The sequence below is a fragment of the Rhodococcus sp. P4_F3_2 genome (genome assembly GCF_056401335.1).
In genome coordinates this window covers 64,250-84,957 of record NZ_JBFUJN010000023.1, presented here as the reverse complement: position 1 = coordinate 84,957, position 20,708 = coordinate 64,250, and the positions used below count along the sequence as shown (strand labels likewise).

Here is a 20,708-nt window from a genome sequence, read left to right as displayed (position 1 = left end):
CCCCCGCCCTGTTGTTCTGAATGCTGCACTTCGCTACGAGTCGGTGACCGCCGCCATCTCGGCTTTGACCACCTCGTACGACATCCCAGCTGAATATCCCTTGCGTGCCAGCATCGAGACCAGTCGACGCGTGACCTTGTCACGATCATCGACGGGCTTGTTCTTCAGCTTCCGCCGAACCAGCTCCGCTGCTCGCTCGCGCTCATCTTCCGGATCGATCTGCGACAACGCTTCGGAAGCGACGTCCTGGTCGATTCCTTTGAGCCGCAACTCGACTGCAAGCGCACGCTTTCCCTTGCCCGAGTACGTATGCCGCGAATGAACCCATTGGTTCGCGAAGTCCGCGTCGTCGATCAACCCGATTTCCTGGAGTCGATCGAGGACCTTGGTAATGATCTCGGGTTCGAAGCCGCGTCCGCTCAGCTTGGTTTCCAGTTCGGAGCGGCTGCGCGCCCGGTCGGTCAGGAGGCGCAGGCAAGCATCTTTGGCCTGCGCCTCTGTCCCACCTTCTGCGCGTTGCGACGGCTTCTCGGATCGTTGACGGGATCGACGCCGAGGAGCGCCGTACTCTTCACGAGCATTCTCGCCGTTGTCACCGTCGTCGAAGCTCATGACTGAACTCAGAAGTCGGCGGGAGCTTCGTCGGTTGCAGTGACGTCAGCACCGATACCGAGCTTTTCCTTGATCTTCTTCTCGATCTCGTCACGGATATCGGTGTTCTCCAGCAAGAACTTACGAGCATTTTCCTTGCCCTGACCCAACTGGTCACCTTCGTAGGTGTACCAGGAGCCGGATTTGCGGATGAACCCGTGCTCGACACCCATATCGATGAGCGAGCCTTCCTTGCTGATGCCCTGGCCGTAGAGAATATCGAACTCGGCCTGCTTGAACGGCGGCGCGACCTTGTTCTTGACGACCTTGACTCGGGTTCGGTTACCGACTGCGTCGGTACCGTCCTTGAGAGTTTCGATACGACGGATGTCGAGGCGGACCGAAGCGTAGAACTTCAGTGCCTTACCACCGGTGGTGGTTTCGGGAGAACCGAACATCACGCCGATCTTCTCGCGAAGCTGGTTGATGAAGATGACGGTGGTGCCCGAGTTGTTCATGGCACCGGTGATCTTGCGCAGTGCCTGGCTCATCAGTCGAGCCTGCAAACCGACGTGGCTGTCACCCATCTCGCCTTCGATCTCGGCGCGAGGAACAAGAGCGGCCACGGAGTCGATCACGACGATGTCGAGGGCGCCCGAACGGATCAGCATGTCGGTGATTTCGAGGGCCTGCTCACCCGTATCGGGCTGCGAGACCAGGAGTGCATCGGTGTCGACGCCCAGCTTGGCTGCATAGTCGGGATCGAGTGCGTGCTCCGCGTCGATGAACGCCGCGATGCCGCCGTTGGCCTGAGCATTGGCAACTGCGTGCAGTGCCACGGTGGTCTTACCCGAAGATTCCGGGCCGTAGATCTCGATGACGCGGCCACGCGGCAGTCCGCCGATACCCAGCGCGACGTCGAGCGCGATGGAACCGGTGGGAATGACGGCGATGGGCTGGCGAACACCCTCACCCAGGCGCATCACCGAACCCTTGCCGAAGTTCTTGTCGATCTGCGCCAACGCGAGGTCGAGTGCCTTGTCCCGATCAGGTGCCTGTGGTGCCATCGTGATCCCCATCCTTGTTTCAGTCTTCAGTGCCTGCCTGAGCAGACTCCGTCTCTTCAGCGCCTGCCTGAGCCGACCCTGTTGGTGTGTTGCGATCAGAGTAGATCCGGCCACCGACAGACTTTTCGATCTTGCTTTCGCGCTTGTCGATCACTGTGCTTGTCGATAACCGTGCTTGTCGATAACCGTGCTTGTCGATAACCGAAAGTTCGCAGTTACGAAAGGAGCGTCACCACCGAACAGCTTCAGCATAGACGAACACGTGTTCGAACAGAAGATGGGAGACGTTCGACACGCCGAAAAAATCAGCGGCGGGCGGGTGGTACGTCGAACTCCACACAGAGCGCACGCCACACTTCGCGAGGCTCCCAACCTGCTTCGACGGCCTCCGCAGCAGTCATTCCGTCGAGACTCTGGAGTACATGGTCGATCAGCATCGAGTCGCCTCGTACCTGCCCGAACTCTTCGCGCACCATTTCATGAAATTCGGTCAACCGCACAGCCGCCACCGTAGTCCACAGAACGGTGCACCTGCATTCAGGCGCAACATGCTCACGCCGTCACACCGCCGTTGACCACCTGTCGGCACACCGCCACCGGATCGGTGACCTGCGACGCAGTCGCGGCAGCGGACATCGCAGCTTCCGCGAATCGTTTGTCGGAGAGCACCTGCAGTACGGCATCGCGAATCGAGCGGGCATCTGCGGGCCGCACGATCACCGACGTCCCTGCCCGCGCAGCGCGATTGGCCAACTCCCACTGGTCCCCACCCCCGGGAACGACGACCGTCGGCACGCCGGCCAGCAAGGCCTTCGCCAACATGCCGTGCCCGCCGCCGCACACCAACACCGACGCGTCACGCAGCATCGCGTCCTGGCGTCCGAGACCTGCACGAACCCAATCGGGATGCTCGCCTTCGGCTCCGTCGAGCATCGACGCGATCAGTCGCACACCGGCGCCGCCGAGTCCTTCGACCGTGCCCTCGAACATTCCCACTGCGCCGGTGTGCGCCGTGGACGGCGCCACCATGACCAGCGGTTCGTCACCTGGCGGTGGGTCCAGAATCACCTCGGTCGGCTCCCAGAGAAGCGGGCCGACGACGTGAGCGTGCTCCGGCCAGTCGGGACGTGGCACTTCCAGTGCCGGAAGTGTTGCGATCAGGCGAGCATGCGGGCCTGGATCCAGGGCGGGTAGCCCGATGCCGACACGGGCCTGCGAGCGCTGCGCCAACCCTTGCTTGATCGAACGTCCTGTTGCGGCGCGCATCAGGGTGTCGCGAAGTCGACCACGAATTCCGATGCCGGGCGCGAGCCCACTACCGATCGGCGGTAACCCCCGCGACGGTGAGTACAGCGGGTGAGGCGAAAGTTCCACCCAGGGGATGCCGAGTCGTTCGGCGGCCAATCCGCCTCCGGCAGTGAGGATGTCGGAGACGACGAGATCCGGGGAGACGGATTTCAGGTCGGGAAGCAGTTCGGTGGAAATATAGGCGGCGCGCGAATGAATCCGAGCGCCTGCATCAAGATCGTCGTCTCCCGGCCGCGGGGCCAAGCCCTTGAGAGGCTCGGCTTCCACGCCGGCCGCTCGCGCTGCCTCGACCCACCGGGTCCCCGTGTACAGAATCGGGTCGTCGCCGGCCTGGATCAACGCCAGCGACAACGCTATTGCGGGAAAAGCATGACCCGGGTCCGGCCCGGCAACAACGGCTACACGCACCGGATCAGAGTGTCACACCGAGTGAAAGGCCTGTTCCGCCGCACCCAGTGCGCGTTCGCGATCCGAAGCCACCAATCCGATTCTCGTCCTGCGATCAAGGACGTCGTCGACGTCGAGTGCGCCTTCATGCGATACCGCGAAATCGAACTCGGCGCCGCAGATCTCCAAGTCCGCAACCGATCGGAGTCGATCGCTGCTCGCCGCGGCCACGACCTCGGCCTCTGTGCCGTATCGCGCCACCAACGACGCCGGTGCCTTGATCTTTTTCAATTCCACCGGCGATGCAGCGCCTACCAGCGGCAACGCGCGTGTCCGACACGCCCCGGCGCTCAGCGATCCGACCTCGACCGCGGCGTCGACGGCGTCTTCGGCCATCTTGCGGTACGTCGTGAGTTTTCCGCCCACCACCGTGACCAAGCCCGAGTCCGAACGGACTACAGCGTGATTGCGCGAGAGGTCGGCCGTCGAGCCTTCACCGGTGTCCAGCAGCGGACGCAGACCCGCGAAGGTCCCCAAGACGTCCTCACGGGTCAGCGGAACTTCCAACGCCGTGTTCACGGTGTCGAGCAGGAAGTCGATCTCGTCCTCGGACGCCGTCGGTACGTCGGGCACCGGTCCCGGCGCTGCTTCGTCGGTCAACCCGAGGTAGATCCGGCCGAGCTGCGCGGGCAGCGCGAAGACGAAACGGTTGGTCTCGCCGGGAATCGGCACGGTCAGTGCTGCCGTGGGGTTCCCCAATCGCGCTGCATCGAGCACCAGGTGCGTCCCGCGGCTGGGGCGCAGGGTGATGCTGGAGTCGACCTGATCAGCCCAGACACCGGTCGCATTGACCACGACGCGGGCACGCATCAAGAACTCGGACCCGGTCAACTCGTCGCGCAAGGTGGCCGACGTTCCGGATACGTCGTATGCACCGACGCGGGTCAGGATTCGCGCGCCGTAGGACGCTGCGGTTCGGGCGATGCCGACGACGAGGCGGGCGTCGTCGATGAGCTGCCCGTCGAACGCGGTCAAGGCGCCTCGTAGGTTCTCCTGCTTGACCGCGGGAGCCAATTCGCGCGCCCGCGCAGCGCTGACCGTCCGTGATCTGGGTAAAACCGAAGCCGGGGTTCGCGCCGACATGCGCAGAGCGTCACCGGCCAGGAAACCGGTACGCACCAGGGCCTTCCCGAAGAACGACGTTTCGGGCAACAGCGGTACGAGTTGAGGCATGGCGCGAACGAGGTGCGGCGCGGTGCGCGTCATGAGAATGCCGCGCTCGACCGCACTTTCACGCGCTATACCGACATTGCCGGAAGCCAGGTACCGAAGGCCGCCGTGTGCCAGTTTCGAACTCCAGCGGCTGGTGCCGAACGCGAGGTCGTGCTTTTCGACCAGCGCAACACTGAGCCCACGAGTCACGGCGTCGAGAGCGACACCGACACCGGTGATTCCGCCGCCGATGACCAGGACGTCAACCGAATCGCCGTTCGCCAACTGCTCGAGCTCACGAGTACGCCGGTGTGCATTGAGAGCTGAATCGCCGCCTGCTGAATCACTGCCTGCTGAATCTCGAGGGTCCACAGCTATTCTCCCGAATTCTTTGCAGGTGCCAGATACGCAGCGACCGCATGTCTGAGTTGCTCGACCGACGCGTCGGCGGAAAGTTCCGGCTCGAGAGTCGGTGCGGAGATGACGACGGACTGAGCCATCAGTAGAACCATCGCCGCAATCTCGTTGACGCTTCCCTCGCGAATCGAACCGTCTTGTTGACCGGCAGCGACGACGGAAGTGATCAGTTCGAGAATCGACTTCTGGCTCGCGCCGAGTCGGTCCACGATGTAGGTGGTGAGCAACTCTTGATCAGCGTGCCGAATCTTCACGAAGAGCGGATGGTCGCGAATCTGGCCGACGACGTCCCCGATCGCTTCCACGAGCAATGTGGCCGCAGACCCGGTGAAGGTCACCTCGGGCAGCACCGATCGAATCTCCCGAGTGAGCAGATCCGCGACGACGGCTCGCGTGTCCGGCCATCGCCGGTAGACGGTCGGCCGGCTCACGCCGGCGCGACGCGAGATCTCCGCCAGTGTGGTTCGCTGCATTCCGAAATCGAGGACACACGACCTTGCTGCGTCGAGAATCACGTCGTCGATCTCGCGGCTGGGGATGCGCTGACCGTCTGCCTTGCGAGGGACAATTGGGCCATCTGCGTTACGGATTACCATCGTGTGTAACACAATACCGGACAAGTCACCGGTAATCCCGTCGGGACTTGCGAGTTCTCTCGCTCAGAGATCATCAGAAATAGTACAACTCGAAACCAACTGCGCGCTCGGCGTCGAATCCAGGCTTCGGTCCGCTGACCATGTCGATCTGTGCGCGCGCCTGTTCCCGGATCGGCGTGGAACTCAACGCCGCCAGATATCGCGCATGTTCCGCGAGTGAATCCACGGCGCGATCGACCGTCGACGTCACGTCGACGCAGTGGGTAGGAGTCATCGTGTTGACCGCAACCCACCGAACGCCGGACCACGGCGCCAGTCCCTGCGCCGTCAATGACGGAAAGATCCATTCGTTCGCCGCATCAGCGGTCGCGTCCAGGACGCTGATCCCGAGCGCTCGGTGATCCGCGCTGTTGAGGTAGCCAGGTCCCCAGGTATGGGAGAAGTTCATCGTCACCACCAATTCCGGGCGGTGACGACGAATTGCTGCGGCGAGAGTCGAGCGCAACTCCAAGCCTTCCACGAGACGACCGTCGGGCAGGCCGAGGAACTCCACCTCACTGACACCGACGATCGCGGCCGAGCGACGCTCTTCTTCCTCGCGGACCGGGCCGGACTCCTCGGGCGACAGACCGGCGATTCCGGCCTCGCCGCGCGTGGCCAGGACATATCGCACGTCTTTGCCGCGATCGGTCCACTGCGCCACTGCTGCGGCTGCGCCGTATTCGATGTCATCGGGATGCGCCACGATGACAATCGCGCGCTGCCAGTCCTCGGGGAAGTTTTCCATAGGGCAGATCTTGCCCGTCAGAACCGCGAAGCGGGCGAATTGTCGTCACTTCCCGACATCGCCTTCACCAGGAAATAGATTCCGAAGCCGACAGCGCCGACCACCAGAACCCAGAAAAGCCCCTTGATCAGCGCACCGACCACCGCGAGTGCGACCCACACCAGTACGACGGCCAAAACGATCTTCCAAAACATGCTTGCCTCCAACGTGCCGTTGAATATTCAGTCGAATCGGACAGGTGCTGCGTCGTCCGTAGAACCAGCCTGACAGGTCTGGCGTGACAAAGCAGCAGCTCAGCGGCAAGTTCAGGTAAAGATCAGGGTTCACCCCGAGACCGGCCCTCACGCAGGTCAGGTGTCCAACCCATCGGAGCTTGCTCCTGGCGTAAACTCGCGAAGTTCGATCCCGTATGCCGAAGGAGCACGTCCGCAGTGTCTACGACCCGTTTCCCCGCTCGCGATCTCGCGCATGTAGCCGTCTTCGCCGCACTCATCATCGCGCTGGGCCTCCCCGGGTCGATCAACATCGGCATCTCCGGTGTACCGATCACACTTCAGTCCATGGGCGTCATGATGGCCGGCGCTCTACTCGGACCGCGCAAGGGTGTTCTCGCCGTCCTGACGGTCATTGCCCTGGGATTGGTCGGGCTACCGGTCCTTGCCGGCGGTCGCACCGCACTCGTGTCCCTCTCCAGCCCGACGGCCGGATTCCTCATCGGTTGGATCCCGACGGCGTTTGTCATCGGATGGCTGACTGCCAAGATGCTGCCCAAGTACCGGATCATCGCGGGCATCGGCATCAACCTTCTCGGCGGCGTCGTCATTCTCTACGCGTTCGGCATCGTCGGAATGATGGTCCGCGGACACATGAGCTTCGTTGCCGCATGGTCGGCCAACGCCGCCTTCATTCCTCTCGACGCCGCAAAAGCGGTCGTCACCGCGTTGGTCGCGTCCCAGGTCCATCGGGCATACCCGGCACTACTGCGCGACTCGGTGATCTCGTCGAACAAGACCGTGGTGGCGAATTAATCTCCGATGAGTGAGATCGTCTTCGAGAACGTCGGACACAGCTTCGGTGAACGAACGGTCCTGCAGCAGATAAATCTGCGACTGAGCGAGCAGCGAATCGGAATCGTGGGTGCGAACGGAAGCGGCAAGTCGACCCTCGCTCGCATGATCAACGGACTGGTCGTTCCAACGGAAGGACGCGTCCACGTCAACGGCTTGGACACGGCGAAGAAGGGCCGCGACGTACGCAAGCAGGTCGGATTCGTCTTCACCGATCCCAACCACCAGATCGTGATGCCGACGGTTGCCGAGGACATCGAATTCTCGCTCCGCCGTAGCGGATTGGGCAAAGCCGAGCGCGCCGCAAAGGTGGCCTCGGTGCTCGAACGCTACGGCCTCGCCGGGCACGCCGACCATCCCACACACCAGCTTTCCGGCGGGCAGAAACAGCTCCTCGCGCTCGCGGCCATCATGGTGACGGAACCGAACGTACTCGTCGCCGACGAACCCACCACGCTCCTCGACCTTCGCAACTCTCGGCTGATCAGTTCGGTATTCGAGTCACTCGATCAGCAACTTATCGTCGTGACCCACCAACTCGATCTCCTCGAATCCTTCGAACGGGTGTTGGTCGTCGACCAAGGCCGCGTCGTCGCTGACGGCTCCCCCGCCGACTCCATCGATCACTACCGGTCGTTGGTCTCGTGACCACTCTCGGCGTCTACAGACCGGGCTGCTCACTCCTGCACCGGATGCCGACGGGGATCAAGCTCTTCGCCTTGGTCGTGGCCATCCTCGCCGTCTCGATCTTCGTGCGTGAGCCGTGGCAACTGGCAGCTCCCACGATCGTCGTTGTGGCCCTGTACGCGATTGCGCGCATTCCTCCGATGACTGCAATCCGGCAGCTGCGTCCAGCGCTGTGGATGTTGCTCTTCATCGGGGCGTTCCAGCTGGTAGTCGCGGGATGGCAGCGAGCGGCCGTCGTTTGCGGGGTTCTGATCATTTCGATCGCCTTCGCGGCGATCATGGGTCTGACCACACGGATCTCCGAGATGCTCGACGCGATCACCAGATTCCTGACACCCTTGCGACGCTTCGGCGTCAATCCCGAACGGATCGCCTTGCTCCTCGCAATGACGATCCGGTGTATCCCGCTGATGTTCGAGGTCATCACACAGGTGTCCGAGGCACGCAAGGCGCGAGGGCTCGGATTCTCGCTGCGATCCTTCGCAGTGCCGGTCATCGTCGGCACCCTGATGACCGCGGACGCAATGGGTGAAGCATTGGCGGCCCGCGGCGCCGACGACTGAGACGTCGAACAGGGAGCATTGACCCGGCGCGAGGGCCGATCAGTTGTACTTGCGGGTGATGTCGTCCACCTCGCCGATGGCGTCGGCAAGCGCCGAGAGCCGCTCGGCGGCCGCGTGCAGCGCCGAAAGCTCGCGGTTGAATCCCACGAGCGCCGACGGGCTGTGAGGCGCTGTCAGAGCAGCTGCCGAAGTCACCAGATCCTCGTACTGATCCAACCCCGACTGCAACTCACGGACTGCGCCGTCGATGGTGGGATCAAGAGGTTCGGTTACCTTCGGCGTCGCGGCCACGGCGCGTTCCATCGCGACGACATCCGAAGACACCGCGAACATCGCTCTCAGTGCCGAATCGGCGGTAACAGTGATTTCGTCCAACTCACCGGGGTCGATGGTGTCGGCGCGTCTGAGCACACTCAAGATCTCGAACAGCGAAGTCTCGGCGCCGATGAGGCGCGACATCGGGATGAACGCGCGAGACGACGACGGTGGCAATCGCCGGCGAATCGGCGCGGACGGCGGTGGGCCGGAACTCATCGAACGGTAGCGGCCGACCGCGATCACGGCGGGAACCGCGAACAGTGCCGCTCCCCCGCCTGCCACGACCACCGACCACTCGGGAGCCGACGCGACGGCGAGGCCGGCCGTGCCGACCACGGATCCCCCGGACATGAAACCCCAACGCTGAGCGCGTCGGCGCGCGCGGGCACGCTTGCGCTCGAACTTGGCCCGCGGGTCCTGCCACCGCCGAGCGGCATCCGCCGCCGAAAGCCCGACCTCGCGCAATGTATCCGCGGTGCGTCCCAAGGCTCCGAAAGCGCCGGATACGGAAACGGGAACGGCCGACCGGGGCTCACGCCCAGATCGACCGTCTCGTGAAGAAAACATCAGAGCATCACTGCCGACATCGAGGATTCGGCTACTGCCCGGTCTGACCGGCAGCCGGGGGCTGCTTCTCGACGGACGGAGTCGCGGGAGTGGCTGCTGCGCCGCCGGACGGCAGCGCCTCGCCCTTCATGGATGCCCGAATCTGCTCGAGGCGACTGTGCCCTGCCATCTGGACCGAGGCCTGCTGGACCTCCATCATGCGGCCCTGAACGGAGTTCTGGGCGAGCTCGGCAGAGCCGAGTGCGTCAGCGTAGCGACGTTCGATCTTGTCGCGCACAGCATCGAGGCTGGGTGTGTTGCCTGGAGCCGACAGCGTGCTGTCCATGGAACGAAGGGACTCGCTCACGCGCTCCTGCATCTTGGCCTGCTCGAGCTGGCTGAGCAGCTTGGTGCGCTCGGCAACCTTTGCCTGCAGAGTCATCGCGTTCTGCTCGACGGCCTTCTTGGCCTGAGCAGCTGCCTGCAAGGACTGGTCGTGCAGTGCCTTCAGATCCTCGACGCCCTGCTCGGCCGTCACCAACTGGGCCGCAAAAGCTTCTGCAGCGTTGGTGTACTGAATCGCCTTGTCGTTGTCGCCGGCAGCAGCGGCCTGATCGGCGAGGTTGACTGCCTGGCGCGCGTTGGCGTTGAGCTTTTCGACCTCGTCGAGTTGACGGCTGAGCTTCATCTCGAGTTGACGCTGATTACCGATCACCGACGCAGCCTGCTGGGACAACGCCTGATGCTGGCGCTGTGCGTCCTCGATCGCCTGCTGAATCTGAACCTTTGGATCTGCCTTCTCATCGATCTTCGAATTGAAGAGCGCCATCAGGTACTTCCAGCCCTTGACGAAAGGATTAGCCATTGGTTTGATCCTGCCTCCATCTGATGCGCCGCGCCGAACGCGACCCGGAGCGCGACCGTCGCGCACCGAAACAAGGGCTGCGCCCTATCTGCTCTGACCCCACCTGCTGGAAACCGGCGGTTACGTACAAAATCTATCGGTTACGGCCGGTAGTGGCTACGCCGCCGCCAACCTTCGAGCGTTCGGTGCCGGAATCACGACGCGGGTATCGCGTGCGATAGTCGGCGAACCGGAAGCCGAGACAGAGCCGGAAGCCGACACGGCAGGTTCGGCAACCTGCCGACCAGCTACCGGAGCGCTCTTCTTCGTGGCCAGGGTCTCGCTCACGTCGACCAGCACGTCGGACAGTGGGACTGCGAGCGCATCACAGATCGCCGCCAACAATTCGCTCGATGCTTCCTTACGTCCACGTTCCACTTCGGACAGATAGCCCAAGCTCACACGCGCGCTGTTCGACACCTCACGTAGCGTGCGGCTCTGCGAAACGCGCGTACGCCGGAGACTGTCACCGATTGCCTCACGCAATAGCAGCGCCATCTCGCTCCTCCTTCATCCGTGACCTCATCGTGCATGGTCGTACGTCTTCACAATCGTCAACGTCCGAACACATCCGATTGGTTCCCGAGCCTATCGTGCCGCACGCTCTACGACACGATCACGCAACCGCGACACGGCAGTCGCGACCGCGGTTGTCCGAATCTCCCACCGTTCGCCGCCGAGCGCGAGCGGTTCGCATTCGGTTCCGTCAGGGCCGGCGATACCGAGAAACACTGTTCCGACCGGGTGTCCGTCCTGCTCACTCGGACCGGCGACTCCGGTCAGACCGATACCCCAGTCCGCACCGCACTTCGTCCGGGCACCGAGCGCCAATGCCACCGCCGTGCTCTCGGACACGGGGCCGTCCGTTGCCAGGCGGCCTGGATCCACACCAGCCAGTGTTGCTTTCAGGTCGGTCGCGTACACGACCAGGCCCCCGCGCAACACCGCGCTCGACCCCGGCACCGACGCGACTGCAGCCGTGAACAACCCTGCTGTCAGAGATTCGGCGGCGGCGACAGTCTGCTTCGCGGCGCCGAGGGCCTCGACAAGTTCGACAACTCCGAGTCCGAGCAGCGGATCGGTCATGACTCGACTGCGCGAACTCCGGCGCGAAGCCTGATCGCCTGCACGATGTATTCGATTCCCGTCGCCACCGTCAGCACGACGGCAGCAGCCATCAGCAGCCCGCTGACGATGTCCCAACTGCTCGGCAGCGGGCAGAGGTAGAACCCGATCGCAACGGCCTGCACGAGGGTCTTGAGCTTGCCGCCCTTGCCCGCCGGGATGACCGCGTGCCGCAGAACCGCGAACCGCAGCAGCGTGATTCCGAGTTCCCTGGCGATGATCRCTCCGGTCACCCACCACGACAGATCGCCGAGAACCGAGAGCCCGATCAGCGCGGCTCCGATCAGCGCCTTGTCCGCGATCGGGTCCATGAGTTTGCCGAAATCGGTGACCAGACCGTACTTCCGAGCCAATTGGCCGTCGATCCGATCCGTGATCGCGGCGACGATGAACACGCCCATCGCCCCGAGACGCCACCACGTCGAGTGTCCGCCGTCGACGAACAGAACAACGATAAACACCGGAACGAGAACCATCCGGACCATCGTGAGAATGTTCGCGATGTTCAGCAACGGAACCGGGTTGTCCGCGACAGGTGTGCCGTCGGACGGGCCGACGGCGGCGCGATGGGCGTCGGTCTGATCGCGCGGGGTACTCATCGGATCACCGCACAGGCGGTGAGCCGAACCCGGGATACAGCCGAGCGGCGCGGGAATTGCGTGGGGCGGACAGGCACGCGACTTAGAATATCGGTAGGGCCATTGACTAATGTGCACCACATGACTTCGACCGCGCCGACCTATACCGAGAGCCAGTTGATCGTGCGTCGCGCGCGAACGTCGGACATCCCCGAAATCAAGCGTCTGATCGACATCTACGCCGGCAAGATCCTCCTCGAGAAGAATCTCGTGACGCTGTACGAGGCAGTCCAGGAGTTCTGGGTCGCCGAGCGGGGCGACCAGGTAATCGCTTGCGGCGCACTGCATGTGCTGTGGGCGGACCTGGGTGAGATCCGCACCGTCGCAGTCGATCCGACTGCGAAAGGGCAGGGCGCAGGTTTCCACGTGGTCGACAAACTCATCGAGGTCGCCAAGGAATTGGAGTTGGAACGGTTGTTCGTTTTGACGTTCGAGACCGAGTTCTTCCACCGTCACGGATTCGCGGAGATCGACGGCACTCCCGTCACCGCCGAGGTCTATGCGGAAATGTGTCGGTCCTACGACGCCGGCGTCGCCGAGTTCCTCGATCTGAGCTATGTGAAACCCAACACACTCGGCAATACTCGCATGCTCCTGACTCTCTGAACCGTTCAGACTCTTCAAAGACACCTGTCTCGATCACCAGCCTCCGAAAGCGGTTCACGATGTCGTTGTTCCTCGTCGAATACACCTACGCACCCGAGAAGACCCCTCAGCGCGACGAAGTCCGCAGCGATCACCGCGCCTGGCTCGCGGATCTGGTTTCCCGCTCGATCGTTCTGTCATCTGGCCCGTTTGCAGATGGAAACGGCGCGCTGATCATCGTCGACGCCGCTGACGCCGACACCGTTTCACTCCTCTTCACCCACGATCCGTTCGCGATCGCCGATTTGATCGAGAAGGTCCGGATCACCGAGTGGGTTCCGGTGTTGGGTCAGTTCAGCGCCTGAGAGCGTCGGCCTACTCCCCGGCCCGGTCGCGAGTCTTCAACAGGCTCGCGACCGTCGTCACCGCCAATACTCCGATGATCACTCCGAGTGAGAGTGCCGTGGAGATCTCCGGCACGGAGACGTGTTCACCTCCGTTGACGAACGAGAGGGTGTTCTCGTGCAACGCGTGAAGTACCAGTTTCACACCGATGAACGCCAAGATTATCGAGAGCCCGTACGAGAGATAGACCAGCCGTTCGAGCAACCCGCCGATCAGGAAGTACAGCTGCCGTAGGCCCATCAGCGCGAAGGCGTTGGCGGTGAACACCAGATACGGTTCCTGAGTCAGACCGTAGATCGCCGGAATCGAATCGAGCGCGAAGAGCACGTCGGCAAAGCCGATTGCGATGAGCGCCAACAACAACGGAGTCACGACGCGCCTGCCGTCGATCCGGGTGATCAACTTGTCGCCGTCGTATTCCTCGGTAGTCGGCAGCACCCGTTTCACGAGCGAGATGATGCGACTGTCGCGCTTCTCCTCGGCTTCCTTCTCATGCCCGTGATCGCGGATCAGGGTGTACGCGGTGTAGATCAAGAACGCACCGAAGAGGTAGAACACCCAGCTGTATGCGTTGATGGCGGCGGCACCGACACCGATGAAGATTCCGCGCATCACCAACGCGAGGACGATGCCGATCAGCAAAACCTTCTGCTGGAACTCTCGTGGCACCGCGAAGGTCGACATGATGATCACGAAGACGAACAGATTGTCGACCGAGAGCGCCTTTTCCGTGACATAGCCGGCGAAGTACTCACCGCCGTACGTGGTGCCCCAGATCCACATCACGACGAGGCCGAAGACGATGGCGATCGAAATGTAGACCGTCGACCAGAATGCGGACTCCCGGAAGGTCGGCGCATGCGGAGTGCGGACGTGGGCGAAGAAGTCGAAGACGAACAGGCCGAGGATCACCACGATCGTGATTCCCCAAGCCAACGGCGTCACATGCACGGGTTCCTCCGGTCGTCTGTCGACGGCTTGTCCGCCGAGGTGTCCCTACTCGTCTGCGGGTGCCTCATCCGGGTCCCCGCCGCGAATCGACCACAGCAGACCGTCGAGTTCCTCAGGCTTCATGAGTACCTCGCGGGCCTTCGAGCCCTCGCTGGGTCCGACGACGCCACGATTTTCCATGAGGTCCATCAGTCGGCCGGCCTTGGCGAACCCGACTCGCAGCTTGCGCTGAAGCATCGACGTCGAACCGAACTGGCTGGTGATCACCAATTCCACGGCCTGCAAGAGGACATCCATGTCGTCGCCGATGTCGGGGTCGACGTCTTTCTTCTCCCCGGCCTTCTGCGCGGTGACACCTTCGGTGTACTCGGGCTCCGCCTGGTTCTTTGCGAAGTCGACGACCGCCGAGATTTCTTCGTCGGTGATGAACGCGCCCTGCATACGGGTCGGCTTACCCGCACCCATGGGCAGGAAGAGGCCGTCACCCATACCGATGAGCTTCTCGGCGCCTGGCTGATCGAGGATGACTCGCGAGTCCGTCAGTGAAGACGTCGCGAACGCCAGACGAGACGGCACGTTGGTCTTGATCAGGCCGGTGACGACGTCGACGGACGGGCGCTGCGTTGCCAGCACCAGGTGGATACCGGCAGCACGGGCTTTCTGCGTGATGCGGACGATCGCTTCTTCGACGTCGCGGGGAGCGGTCATCATGAGGTCGGCCAGCTCGTCCACGATTGCCAGGATGTACGGGTACGGACGGTAGACGCGCTCGCTGCCCAGCGGGGCGGTGATTTCGCCGGACTTGACCTTGGAGTTGAAGTCGTCGATATGACGCACCCGGTTGGCCTGCATGTCCTGGTAACGCTGTTCCATCTCCTCGACCAACCAGGCCAGCGCTGCCGCGGCCTTCTTCGGCTGAGTGATGATCGGCGTGATCAGGTGCGGGATACCTTCGTACGGCGTGAGCTCGACCATCTTCGGGTCGATGAGGATCATCCGTACTTCTTCCGGCGTTGCTCGGGTGAGCAACGAGACGAGCATCGAGTTCACGAAGCTCGACTTACCCGAGCCGGTCGAACCTGCCACCAGAAGGTGGGGCATCTTCGCGAGGTTGGCACTGACGAAGTCACCTTCGATGTCCTTGCCCAGACCGATCACCAGTGGATGGTGATCGCGTCGGGTGCTCGGCGCGTTCAGCACGTCGGCGAGGCGAACCATTTCGCGGTCGGAGTTCGGTACCTCGATGCCCACGGCGGACTTACCCGGAATGGGGGCCAGGAGACGGACGTTGTCGGTAGCCACTGCATAGGCGATGTTGCGGGCGAGCGCGGTGATCTTCTCGACCTTGACGCCCGGGCCGAGTTCGACCTCGTACCGCGTCACTGTCGGGCCTCGGGTGAATCCGGTAACGGCGGCGTCGATCTTGAACTGTTCGAGGACCTCGCTGATCGCTTCGATCATCGCGTCGTTCGCAGAACTGCGGAGCTTGGGCGGGTCCCCTTCGATCAGCAACGTCGTCGGAGGGAGGTTGTAGTCGCCGTCGGTGACCCGATCGGTGACGAAGTGTTCCTTCTCCTCCGGCTCCGGTTCGGGTTTCGGCACAGGCTTGGCGATAGGGACGGAACGGGCCGGCACCTTGGGGCGCGGCGCCGGAGTCTCCACGACGGGCGCGGCAGCAGCCACGACGGGCTCGTCGGGTACTGCGGTGTCGTCGGCGTTCCACAGACCGAGTACTTCGGTCTTCTTGTCGCCGGATTCGAACTCGTCCGTCGGGTAGTTGTCGATCGGTGCGCGTCGGCTGGTCCGCTTGGCGGGCTTGAGCGGTGGCTCGGCGTAGGTGTCGACCGGGTAGCCGTCGGCGTCGAACAGTGAAGGATCGTAAGCAGATTCGCCGTAGTGGTGCTCGCCGTCCTCGTCGAATTCGGATCCGTAGTCGCCGTATTCGTCCGAGCGATACGAGGCACCGAAGAAGGACTGGAACTTGCTCGGCACCTCACGCAATGTGGTTCCGGTCAGAAGGAGGATTCCGAATCCGGCGGCGATGACCAGCAGCGGCGCAGACAGCCAGACGGTGAGCCCGTTGGTGAGCGGGCCGCCCACGACGTACCCGACGAACCCTGCTCCGTTGRAGCGACCGGTGGAGTCTGTCGGTGAACCCGAGATGATGTGCCAGAGGCCGAGCGCCGGCAGACCGACCAGCAACGATCCCATGATCAGTCGGGGGCGGATCTCAGGTTTCGGTTCTGTGCGCATCAACAGGATCGCGAGGCCGACGCCGACGATGGGGAGCACGGCCGAGGCCGCGCCGAAGATAGCGCGCACAAGGGTGTCGATGCCGCCGCCGATCGGACCACCGGCCTTGAACCAGACGCCGCCGGCGATGACGACGCTGAATGCGATCAGGCCGAGCGCTATTCCGTCGCGGCGGTGGCCGGCTTCGATCTCGCCGACCTTACTGACGGTGCGTGTGGTGGCGCCGACGCCGCGGGCAGCCAGGGACCACCCGGCTCCGATTCCCTTGCCGACGGCCGCCAACGGACTGGCCCGCTGAGACGTTTTCGATACCGGGCGGCGCGCGGATGACGACGTACCGGAGGCCTTCTTGGGCGCTGGCTTGGAGCCTTTGCCCGAGGCCGGGCGCCCACCAGCCCTGGCCGAAGTCGTGACGTTCCGAGGAGTCGACACGGTCCGTGTGGTGCGGGAGGTGCGAGGTTTTGCGGTCGTGCGCGCACTCGGAGTGGAGGCTGACGACCTGGTCGATGCCCTGGACGTGGACGTGCTTGTACTGGATCCCCGGGCGCTCGACTTACCTGCCATGGAGTTCAGGCTAGTCTGTGCGACCCCATCTGGACCATCCGCAACACCAGCAACACTGGTCGCGAGTGCGAAACGTGATCTTCGCAACCCGTCGGTCGAGCGCCACTCAGGTTGAAAAAGGCAATCAGAAACTGCGATCGAGCGCCATCACGGATTGGACGTCGGCCAGTTCACCTTTGGCTTCGATCTTCACTTCGTTGCGACCGAAAGCGTGCAGCAGCAACTCGGCGGGTTCGCCCTGCAAGACAACACTGCGAGAGCCGGATTTATGGACGACCGCACTCTCGCCGGAGGGAAGTTCGAAAATTACCTCGACAGCGGCCTTGCGGTAGCCCATCTTGCCGATCTGGCGTGCGTACTTCCACAGCTGAGCCTGCCGACCCTCCGACAACGGACGCGGCGCCCAGTTCAGATGTGCGCGGCGTACGTCTTCGTGGTGAACGAACATCTCGGTGGTGTTGACCTGCGCGTCGAGCCAGTACATCGGCGACCATCGCGGCGGCCCGCTCCGAACGTCGTCGAGGATCTCCTCCCACGGACGCGCCGCTGCGGCCTTTCGCACGCTCTCGGTGTGACCGGCAAGAGGGCTCAACATGATTCCGGGAGCGGCGTCGAGACGCCGCTCCCGGACAATCAGATGTGCTGCCAGGTCACGATTGGTCCACTCCCCACACAGTGTCGGAGCATCGGGGCCGAACTCGACCATGCTGTCCACCAGGGCGAGTCGTTCGTCATGAGCGAAGGTCACCTTCGCCAAAGTACTCGAACCGGACCGGGTTCGAGCGGAAGCGACCTGCTGTGCCGAATCTACGGAACCGCGATGACCGTCGGAATGATCATCGGACGGCGGCGGTACTTGTCCGCGACCCAGCGTCCGACGACGCGGCGCACGGACTGCGCGATGCGATGAGCGTCGATGACGCCTTCGCTCGCCAACCGGGCCAGGTCCGATTCCACGAGATCCGCGGCGGCCTTGAGTGCCGTCGGATCGTCGGAGAAGCCGCGACCGGACACCTCGGGAGTGCTGACTGCGCGTCCTGTCGACTCGTTGATGACGATGGTGATGGCGATGAAGCCACCTTCGCCGAGTACGAGGCGATCGGAGAGCGTCGGCTCGCCGACGTCGCCGACGGACAGACCGTCGACGTAGACGTGTCCGACCGGTACGCGTCCCACGATCTCGGCGAGGCCGTCGACCATGTCGACCACGACGCCGTCCTCGGCCAGCACGATGCGCTCTTCCGGAACGCCGGTGGCCTTGGCCAGGGCGGCGTTGGCACGCAAGTGGCGCCATTCACCGTGGACGGGCATGGCGTTGGTGGGCCGAACCGCGTTGTACAGGTAGAGCAGCTCACCGGCGGACGCGTGGCCCGAGACGTGAACCTTGGCGCTCTGCTGGGTCACGACGGTGGCACCGCGCTTGGCCAAGCCGTTGACCACGGCAAAAACGGAGTTCTCGTTACCCGGAATCAGCGAGGATGCGAGAACGACCAGGTCGTTGGCACGGATGTTGATCTGGCGGTGTTCGCCGCGCGCCATCCTCGAGAGCGCTGCCAACGGCTCACCCTGCGAACCCGTGGAGATGAGAACGAGGCGATCGTCGGGAAGGGTGGCGGCGGTGTCGATGTCGACGACCAGGCCGTCTGGCACCGTGAGGTAGCCGAGATCCTGGGCGATCTGCATGTTGCGGACCATCGAGCGGCCGACGAAGACGATGCGACGGTTGTACCGAGCGGCAACGTCGACGACCTGCTGGATGCGGTGCACGTGGCTGGCGAACGATGCCACGATGACGCGCTGCTTCGCCTTGCCGATGACGTTGTCGAGCACTCCCCCGATTTCACGCTCGGGCGTGACGAATCCCGGGACCTCGGCGTTGGTCGAGTCCACGAGGAACAGGTCGACACCCTCGTCGCCCAGGCGGGAGAAACCGGCGAGGTCGGTCAGGCGGCCGTCGAGAGGCAGCTGATCGAGCTTGATGTCACCGGTGTGCAGTACAACTCCGGCGTCGGTGCGAATCGCGATTGCGAGCGCGTCGGGAATCGAGTGGTTGACGGCGAAGTACTCGCAGTCGAACGGGCCGTGAGTGGTGGTGTTTCCTTCGACGACCTCGACGAGGTTCGGTCGCAGGCGATGCTCGCGGCACTTGGCGGCAACGAGGGCGAGAGTGAACTTCGCGCCGATGACCGGTATGTCCGCGCGCAAGCGCAGCAAGAACGGCAGAGCACCGATGTGGTCCTCGTGGCCGTGAGTCAAGATGACGGCTTCGACGTCGTCCATACGGTCTTCGATGTAGCGGAAGTCCGGGAGGATCAGGTCGACGCCGGGCTGCTGGTCCTCGGGGAACAGCACACCGCAGTCGACGATCAGCAACTTGCCGCGGTGCTCGAACACCGTCATGTTGCGACCGATTTCGCCGATGCCACCGAGAGCGACGATGCGCAGACCTGATGCCGGCGCCTTCGGGGGTGTTCCGAGGCGACCGGTGGGATCGACGGCCGGACGGTTCTCGGGGCGCTTGTTTCCGCGCCCGTTGCCCGCCTTCGACGCTGCCGGACGGTTGCCGCCGGCAGATTTGCGCGGCGACCTGTCTTCGGTCGATTTCTTGGGTGCAGCAGATTTGGTGGCGGCGGACTTGGTCGCTGCAGATTTGGCTGCTGCGGCCTTCTTGGGCGGGGCGGCAGCGGCGGGGGCCGCTTCTGCCGCCGGCGCAGCTGGTGCCTCTACCGGTGCGGCCTTCGCGGCCGTCTCGGGAGCCGGAGGCGAAGGCGGACCGGCTTGACGACTGGCACTACGACGTCGGGGGGGACGGGTCATTTACAAAACTCCTGCCGCATGCAGATCGGCGGCAAGACCGTCGATCTGCTCTTTAGTGGGTGCAACCTGCGGAAGGCGTGGTTCTCCGACATCGATTCCGATGAGTCGCAGACCCGCCTTCGAAGCGCTGACACCGCCGAGGCGGGCAACGGAACGAATCACAGGGATCAAACTGAGGTTTATTTCGCGTGCGCGGGCGATGTCGCCGGACACGAACGCGGTGTGGAGGTCGCGGAGGCGACCCGGAACGAGATGGCCGATGACGCTGACGAAGCCGGTAGCACCGACAGCGAGCCACGGCAGGTTCAGCGGGTCGTCACCGGAGAAGAACTGAAGCTCGGTGGTGCCGATCAACTCTGCGCCGGCGTTGAGGTCACCCTTGGCATCCTTGACGGCCTTGATCCGCGGGTGCTCGGCGAGTCGGCGGATCGTTTCGGTCTCGATGGGGACGACGGAGCGGGGCGGAATGTCGTACAACATGACGGGCAGGTCGGTCGCGTTGGCGACGGCGGTGAAGTGTGCAAAGAGTCCGGCCTGGGGCGGACGCGAGTAGTACGGGGTGACGACGAGCAGACCGTGCGCTCCGGCGCGAGCCGCGTCACGGGCGAGTTCGACACTGTGGGCGGTGTCGTTGCTCCCGGCGCCTGCAACGATCTTCGCGCGGTTGCCGACGGCGTCGATCACTGCGCGGAGCAGGTCGAGCTTCTCGGACTCGGTGGTGGTGGGAGACTCACCGGTCGTGCCGGCAAGAACGAGGCCGTCGCAGCCGTTGTCGACGAGATGGGCTGCGAGGCGCACTCCCGCGTCGACGTCCAACTTCCCGTCGGCAGTGAACGGGGTCACCATCGCAACGGAAATGGTGCCGAACGGACGCTCGACAAGAGAAGCGGAATCACCGTAGGTCATGGTCAGAAGGTTAC

23 protein-coding genes are annotated in these 20,708 nt (G+C 63.5%); 5 read left to right on the top strand and 18 right to left on the bottom strand.

Annotation, left to right across the window (positions count from 1 at the left end):
• Positions 1-33 precede the first annotated feature (33 nt).
• The 8 genes from recX to AC1DWA_RS23110 form a co-directional block, all read right to left on the bottom strand.
• Positions 34-612: a recombination regulator RecX gene (gene recX / locus AC1DWA_RS23145; RefSeq protein ID WP_020907522.1), complete on the bottom strand. Its 579-nt coding sequence runs from the start codon at positions 610-612 to the stop codon at positions 34-36.
• Between the two features lie 8 nt (positions 613-620).
• Positions 621-1,658, bottom strand: coding sequence for a recombinase RecA (recA, locus tag AC1DWA_RS23140; protein ID WP_007735170.1), 1,038 nt, complete (start codon positions 1,656-1,658; stop codon positions 621-623).
• 305 nt (positions 1,659-1,963) lie between these two features.
• Positions 1,964-2,158 (bottom strand): DUF3046 domain-containing protein, encoded by a 195-nt coding sequence (locus AC1DWA_RS23135; RefSeq protein WP_003942185.1) that lies wholly within the window; start codon positions 2,156-2,158, stop codon positions 1,964-1,966.
• A gap of 52 nt (positions 2,159-2,210) precedes the next feature.
• The gene (locus AC1DWA_RS23130; RefSeq protein WP_020969470.1) at positions 2,211-3,374 is read right to left on the bottom strand and encodes a glycosyltransferase; all 1,164 of its coding nucleotides are present in this window, start codon (positions 3,372-3,374) and stop codon (positions 2,211-2,213) included.
• A 12-nt stretch (positions 3,375-3,386) separates the two neighbouring features.
• Positions 3,387-4,937: a glycerol-3-phosphate dehydrogenase/oxidase gene (locus tag AC1DWA_RS23125; RefSeq protein WP_020969469.1), complete on the bottom strand. Its 1,551-nt coding sequence runs from the start codon at positions 4,935-4,937 to the stop codon at positions 3,387-3,389.
• Positions 4,938-4,939: 2 nt separating this feature from the next.
• Positions 4,940-5,578, bottom strand: a complete 639-nt coding sequence (locus AC1DWA_RS23120) for a TetR/AcrR family transcriptional regulator (RefSeq protein ID WP_019748192.1) — start codon at positions 5,576-5,578, stop codon at positions 4,940-4,942.
• A 73-nt stretch (positions 5,579-5,651) separates the two neighbouring features.
• Complete coding sequence (locus tag AC1DWA_RS23115) at positions 5,652-6,365, bottom strand: PIG-L deacetylase family protein (protein ID WP_019748191.1); 714 nt, start codon at positions 6,363-6,365, stop codon at positions 5,652-5,654.
• A 17-nt stretch (positions 6,366-6,382) separates the two neighbouring features.
• Positions 6,383-6,571 (bottom strand): hypothetical protein, encoded by a 189-nt coding sequence (locus AC1DWA_RS23110; RefSeq protein ID WP_019748190.1) that lies wholly within the window; start codon positions 6,569-6,571, stop codon positions 6,383-6,385.
• Positions 6,572-6,796: 225 nt separating this feature from the next.
• On the opposite strand from AC1DWA_RS23110, the gene AC1DWA_RS23105 reads away from it, so the two are divergent.
• From AC1DWA_RS23105 to AC1DWA_RS23095, 3 genes are read left to right on the top strand one after another with little or no spacing between them, the layout of a single operon-like run.
• Positions 6,797-7,393: a biotin transporter BioY gene (locus AC1DWA_RS23105; RefSeq protein ID WP_019748189.1), complete on the top strand. Its 597-nt coding sequence runs from the start codon at positions 6,797-6,799 to the stop codon at positions 7,391-7,393.
• Positions 7,394-7,399: 6 nt separating this feature from the next.
• Positions 7,400-8,080, top strand: a complete 681-nt coding sequence (locus tag AC1DWA_RS23100) for an energy-coupling factor ABC transporter ATP-binding protein (protein WP_070797201.1) — start codon at positions 7,400-7,402, stop codon at positions 8,078-8,080.
• Positions 8,077-8,682 carry an energy-coupling factor transporter transmembrane component T family protein gene (locus tag AC1DWA_RS23095; protein WP_019748187.1) on the top strand — a complete coding sequence of 202 codons (606 nt, stop codon included), beginning with the start codon at positions 8,077-8,079 and terminating at the stop codon, positions 8,680-8,682. The genes AC1DWA_RS23100 and AC1DWA_RS23095 overlap by 4 nt, the downstream gene beginning before the upstream one ends.
• Positions 8,683-8,721: 39 nt before the next feature.
• Here AC1DWA_RS23095 and pspM read toward each other — a convergent pair whose 3' ends face one another.
• From pspM to pgsA, 5 genes are all read right to left on the bottom strand, one after another.
• The gene (gene pspM / locus AC1DWA_RS23090; RefSeq protein ID WP_020907518.1) at positions 8,722-9,567 is read right to left on the bottom strand and encodes a phage shock envelope stress response protein PspM; all 846 of its coding nucleotides are present in this window, start codon (positions 9,565-9,567) and stop codon (positions 8,722-8,724) included.
• 31 nt (positions 9,568-9,598) lie between these two features.
• Entirely contained in the window at positions 9,599-10,411 is an 813-nt protein-coding gene (pspA, locus tag AC1DWA_RS23085) for a phage shock protein PspA (RefSeq protein ID WP_003942098.1), read from the bottom strand.
• Between the two features lie 156 nt (positions 10,412-10,567).
• The gene (locus AC1DWA_RS23080; RefSeq protein ID WP_003942191.1) at positions 10,568-10,948 is read right to left on the bottom strand and encodes a helix-turn-helix domain-containing protein; all 381 of its coding nucleotides are present in this window, start codon (positions 10,946-10,948) and stop codon (positions 10,568-10,570) included.
• 90 nt (positions 10,949-11,038) lie between these two features.
• Positions 11,039-11,536: a CinA family protein gene (locus tag AC1DWA_RS23075; protein WP_019748185.1), complete on the bottom strand. Its 498-nt coding sequence runs from the start codon at positions 11,534-11,536 to the stop codon at positions 11,039-11,041.
• Positions 11,533-12,174 (bottom strand): CDP-diacylglycerol--glycerol-3-phosphate 3-phosphatidyltransferase, encoded by a 642-nt coding sequence (gene pgsA, locus AC1DWA_RS23070; RefSeq protein WP_477917083.1) that lies wholly within the window; start codon positions 12,172-12,174, stop codon positions 11,533-11,535. Before pgsA ends, AC1DWA_RS23075 begins: the two co-directional genes overlap by 4 nt.
• Positions 12,175-12,294: 120 nt before the next feature.
• On the opposite strand from pgsA, the gene AC1DWA_RS23065 reads away from it, so the two are divergent.
• Together AC1DWA_RS23065 and AC1DWA_RS23060 are read left to right on the top strand one after the other, a co-directional pair.
• Positions 12,295-12,819, top strand: a complete 525-nt coding sequence (locus AC1DWA_RS23065; RefSeq protein ID WP_019748183.1) for an amino-acid N-acetyltransferase — start codon at positions 12,295-12,297, stop codon at positions 12,817-12,819.
• A 59-nt stretch (positions 12,820-12,878) separates the two neighbouring features.
• Positions 12,879-13,163, top strand: a complete 285-nt coding sequence (locus AC1DWA_RS23060; protein ID WP_019748182.1) for a YciI family protein — start codon at positions 12,879-12,881, stop codon at positions 13,161-13,163.
• A gap of 10 nt (positions 13,164-13,173) precedes the next feature.
• Here the strand turns inward: AC1DWA_RS23060 and AC1DWA_RS23055 are convergent, their stop codons facing one another.
• From AC1DWA_RS23055 to dapA, 5 genes are all read right to left on the bottom strand, one after another.
• Positions 13,174-14,154, bottom strand: coding sequence for a TerC family protein (locus tag AC1DWA_RS23055; protein WP_020907516.1), 981 nt, complete (start codon positions 14,152-14,154; stop codon positions 13,174-13,176).
• A gap of 45 nt (positions 14,155-14,199) precedes the next feature.
• Positions 14,200-16,971: a DNA translocase FtsK gene (locus AC1DWA_RS23050; protein WP_477917081.1), complete on the bottom strand. Its 2,772-nt coding sequence runs from the start codon at positions 16,969-16,971 to the stop codon at positions 14,200-14,202.
• A 124-nt stretch (positions 16,972-17,095) separates the two neighbouring features.
• On the bottom strand, positions 17,096-17,719 hold the full coding sequence (locus AC1DWA_RS23045) for a TIGR03085 family metal-binding protein (protein ID WP_003942175.1): 624 nt from the start codon (positions 17,717-17,719) through the stop codon (positions 17,096-17,098).
• 59 nt (positions 17,720-17,778) lie between these two features.
• Positions 17,779-19,788 (bottom strand): ribonuclease J, encoded by a 2,010-nt coding sequence (locus AC1DWA_RS23040; protein ID WP_019748179.1) that lies wholly within the window; start codon positions 19,786-19,788, stop codon positions 17,779-17,781.
• Positions 19,789-20,694: a 4-hydroxy-tetrahydrodipicolinate synthase gene (dapA, locus tag AC1DWA_RS23035; RefSeq protein WP_003942142.1), complete on the bottom strand. Its 906-nt coding sequence runs from the start codon at positions 20,692-20,694 to the stop codon at positions 19,789-19,791.
• Positions 20,695-20,708 lie beyond the last annotated feature (14 nt).